Source organism: Curtobacterium sp. A7_M15 (assembly GCF_030705415.1).
Taxonomy (GTDB): domain Bacteria; phylum Actinomycetota; class Actinomycetes; order Actinomycetales; family Microbacteriaceae; genus Curtobacterium.
This window is the reverse complement of record NZ_JAUZED010000182.1, coordinates 1-3,698: the sequence shown is the minus strand read 5'-3', so window position 1 is coordinate 3,698 and position 3,698 is coordinate 1. Positions and strand designations below refer to the sequence as shown.

The window sequence follows — 3,698 nt, the reverse complement described above, 5'->3', positions numbered from 1 at the left end:
GGACCCGGACGGCGCGGCGCCACCGGTGACGGTCGCAGCCGGAGCCGGCCACGCGGTGTCACCGGACAGGTCGTAGACCGGCGCTGTCGAGGCGGGGGTGATCCGCGCCTCCACGGCCGGCGACGTCGGCTGCTGCGCCGCTGCGGCCGCGAGCCGGGCAGCTCGGCGCCCGCCGACCTCGTTGCCGGGACGCCCCGGGTGCCACCCCGCGACCGGCTCGTCGCCGGGCACGGAGATGTCGTAGACGGAATCGGTCATCGTTCCACTCCCACGCCTACGCGACCACGCGCAGGATCTCGTCGATGCTCGTCATGCCGAGCTTGACCTTCTCCCACCCGTCCTGCCGGAGGGTGAGCATGCCCTGCTGCTGCGCGACGCGGCCGATCTCGGCGCTCGAGGCGCGTGAGACGGCGAGGCGTTCGATCTCCTCGGTCACCGTCATGACCTCGTGCAGGGCGATGCGGCCGCGGTACCCGGTGTTCGAGCACACGGCGCAGCCGACCGGGCCGAAGAACTCCGGGACGGCGGTGTCCTCGGTCGCCACGAAGCCGAGCGCCACGAGCTGCGCGGGCGTGTACTGCGCCGGCGCCTTGCACCGGTCGCAGAGTCGGCGCGCCAGACGCTGGGCAACCACCGAGTCGAGTGCGGACCCGACGAGGAACGGCTCGATGTCCATCTCGGTCAGTCGCGTCACGGCGGACGGGGCGTCGTTCGTGTGCAGCGTGGAGAGGACGAGGTGACCGGTGAGGGAGGCCTCGATCGCGATCTGTGCGGTCTCGTGGTCGCGGATCTCGCCGAGGAGCACGACGTCGGGGTCGGACCGGAGGATGGACCGGAGTGCCGACGCGAACGTGAGTCCGGCCTTCGGGTTGACCTGCACCTGGTTGATCCCGGCCATCCGGTACTCGACCGGGTCCTCGACGGTGATGACGTTGATCTCGGGACGGGCGACCGCGTTGAGGGTCGTGTAGAGCGTCGTCGACTTCCCGGACCCGGTGGGACCGGTGACGAGGATCATGCCGTACGGCTTCGAGTAGGAGCGCTGGTACGCCTGGAAGTTCTGCTCGAGCAGGTTGAGGTCCTTGAGGGACATCGACGTGTTCGTGTTGTCGAGGATCCGCATGACGACCTTCTCACCCCACACGGTGGGGAGCGTCGCGACGCGGAGGTCGATCTGCCGACCGCCGTGGCGCACCGACATGCGGCCGTCCTGCGGCTTCCGACGCTCGGCGATGTCGATGTCGCTCATGATCTTGAGCCGGCTGATGACGCCGTTCTGGATGTTCTTCGGCGCCGGGGCCATCTCGTGCAGCACGCCGTCGATGCGGTAGCGCACCCGGACCTCGTGCTCGCCGGGCTCGATGTGGATGTCGGACGCGTGGTCCTGGATGGCCTGGGACACGAGCAGGTTGACGAAGCGGACGATCGGTACGTCGTCGAGCGCGCCGTCGGTGAGGTCGACCTGCTGCTGCGTCTGCGTCGACGCCTCTTCCTCGAGCGAGGAGGTCAGGTCGTTCAGCTCGTCGTCGGCACGCAGGTACCGGTCGAGCGCTGCGGCGAGGTCACGCTCCTCGACCTGGAGCGGCTTCACCGGGCGGCCGGAGGCGGTCCGTGCGTCGTCGATCGCCAGCACGTTCGTCGGGTTCACCATCGCCAGGACGAGGACGTCGCCCTCGAACCCGACGCCGAGCACGCCGTGCCGCCGGCAGAGCGCCGCGGGGAGCATCGACACCGCGGTGCCGTCGACCGGGTAGTCGGTCAGCGGCACGGTCTTGGAGTTGTTCGACGCGGCGCGAGCGGTGATGTACTGCGCCTCGCTGACGAGGCCCTGGTCGACGAGCGAACGGATCGAACGGTCGTCGATCTCCTCGTCGCCGGTCATCGAGTCGAGGTGCTCGATCGGCAGGGCTCCGTTGAGGATGAGGATCTCGGACAGCGTGGCCATGAGCTGCGGAGCCTCCTTCGGGTCGCGCGCGGTTCGTGGGGACGAGCGCCGCAGGGGTTCGACGCCCGACCACGCTACGTCCGCACGGAACGGCCACCGCAGTCCCACAACGAGGGGGCGAGGGGGTGTCCGGTGACCCCAGTGCAGGGGTACCCGCGGGTATCGACACGGCCGACGAAGGGCGCCCCGACGGGTGTGGCGGCCCCCGTCAGAGGGTCGTCGACGCCGTGACGTGCACCGCACCCCGGACGAACCCGAGCCGTTCGTAGATGCGTCCGGCGCCGGTCGGGTTCTCGGCGTCGACGTGCAGGACCGCCGCGGCGAGCCCGTCGGCACCCATCGCCCGCAGCGCGGCGTCCAGGACGATCGGTGCGAGCTGCTTCCCACGGGCCGCCCGCACGACGCCGACCCAGTGCACGTAGCCGAACGACCGGCCGCGGGCGGCGAAGCCGTCCGGGTCCACCTCGACGAGCGCGAACGCCACGATCCGGCCCGAGGGATCGACGACGACGCGACCCAGGTCGAGCCTGGCCGTCGCCGCGGTGAGGAACCCGCGCCAGTCCGACTCGACCATCGGCTGCGATCGCCAGTGGTCGCGGAAGGCGTCGTTCTTGGCCGCACGGAGCGGCTCGACGTCGTCGGGGGTCGCTGCACGCACGACGTACCCGTCCGGCACCGCGGGGACCGCGACACCGGCGCGTTCGTCGAACACGACCTGCTCGTCGATCCAGTGCCGGACCGGCACGAGCCCGGAGCGGGCCGCGAGCCGGAGGGCGCCGGACCCGTCCGGCGCCCCGAGCGAGATCGTCGCCGGCAGGTCGAGGTCGAGCTCGACGAGTCGCTGCCGCGAGCGTCCGAGCGACCAGGCGAGCACTCGTCGGCCGATGCCCCGACCCCGCAGCTCGGGGTGGACCGCGCCCTCGAGCACCACTCGGGCAGCGGTGACCCTGGACGGGACGTCGATGACGATGCCGTACGCCTGCACATGCCCATCAGCATCGACGCCGACGATGGTGTCCCGTGCGAGGTCCAGCCCTTCTGTGGAGAACGTCCGCTCCAGGCTCGCTGTGGAGGGACGAGCATGCGGATCGTCGACCGCTGCGGCCGCGACGGCGAGGGCGTGCACGGCGTCCAGGTCCGAGCGCGTCGCCGCACGGAAGGTCAGCCCGGCGACCGGGACCGGGAGCTCGAGGTGGGCCGGGGCGGTGATCCGTTCGCGCAGCGTTGCCATCCGTCCAGCCTGCCAGCGGTCACGCGTGTGATGGCGGAAAGTGCTCGACGTGCAGGCCCGGTCCGGGACATGATGAGTCATGGACATCACGAGCGTGACCGTGGGACTGCCCGTCACCGACATCGAAGCGTCCTGCCTCTGGTACGGCGCGGTCTTCGAGCGCACCGAGCCGGACCTCGAGCCCGACGAGGGCATCGCCGAGTACGAGGTCGGCGGCATCTGGATCCAGCTCTACGAGGACGAGGACGCCGAGGAGAACCCCGTGAGCGTCCGGTTCGGCGTGGACGACGTCGCCGCACAGCACGCCCGCATCGGCGCCCTGGGCATCGACATCGGCCCGGTCGAGTGCGTCGACGGAGCCGTCGACTGGTTCGACGTCCGCGACCCCGACGGCAACGTGCTCAGCCTGTTCTCCCTCGTCGACGAGACCGGTCGCGGCTCCGGACGCGACAACGGGGCGGACCGCGCGGTCTGACGCCCCGACGCTGCTCCTGAGGGACGGGAGGCGCGGTGCGGGCCCGC

4 protein-coding genes are annotated in these 3,698 nt (G+C 71.1%); 1 reads left to right on the top strand and 3 read right to left on the bottom strand.

The window, feature by feature from the left end:
- From Q7F20_RS18030 to Q7F20_RS18020, 3 genes are all read right to left on the bottom strand, one after another.
- Positions 1-258 (bottom strand): hypothetical protein (locus Q7F20_RS18030; protein ID WP_305741437.1); only part of this gene is annotated, 258 nt, incomplete at its 3' end.
- 16 nt (positions 259-274) lie between these two features.
- Positions 275-1,945 carry a GspE/PulE family protein gene (locus tag Q7F20_RS18025; RefSeq protein WP_305741436.1) on the bottom strand — a complete coding sequence of 557 codons (1,671 nt, stop codon included), beginning with the start codon at positions 1,943-1,945 and terminating at the stop codon, positions 275-277.
- A 208-nt stretch (positions 1,946-2,153) separates the two neighbouring features.
- On the bottom strand, positions 2,154-3,176 hold the full coding sequence (locus tag Q7F20_RS18020; protein ID WP_305741435.1) for a GNAT family N-acetyltransferase: 1,023 nt from the start codon (positions 3,174-3,176) through the stop codon (positions 2,154-2,156).
- A gap of 79 nt (positions 3,177-3,255) precedes the next feature.
- Between Q7F20_RS18020 and Q7F20_RS18015 the strand changes: the two genes are divergently transcribed.
- Positions 3,256-3,651: a VOC family protein gene (locus Q7F20_RS18015; protein WP_305741434.1), complete on the top strand. Its 396-nt coding sequence runs from the start codon at positions 3,256-3,258 to the stop codon at positions 3,649-3,651.
- Positions 3,652-3,698 lie beyond the last annotated feature (47 nt).

Bases quoted from the DNA above. Each gene is read 5' to 3' on its own strand.
- Q7F20_RS18025 (WP_305741436.1), bottom strand. From the start codon at position 1,945: ATGGCCACGCTGTCCGAGATCCTCATCCTCAACGGAGCCCTGCCGATC.
- Q7F20_RS18020 (WP_305741435.1), bottom strand. From the start codon at position 3,176: ATGGCAACGCTGCGCGAACGGATCACCGCCCCGGCCCACCTCGAGCTC.
- Q7F20_RS18015 (WP_305741434.1), top strand. From the start codon at position 3,256: ATGGACATCACGAGCGTGACCGTGGGACTGCCCGTCACCGACATCGAA.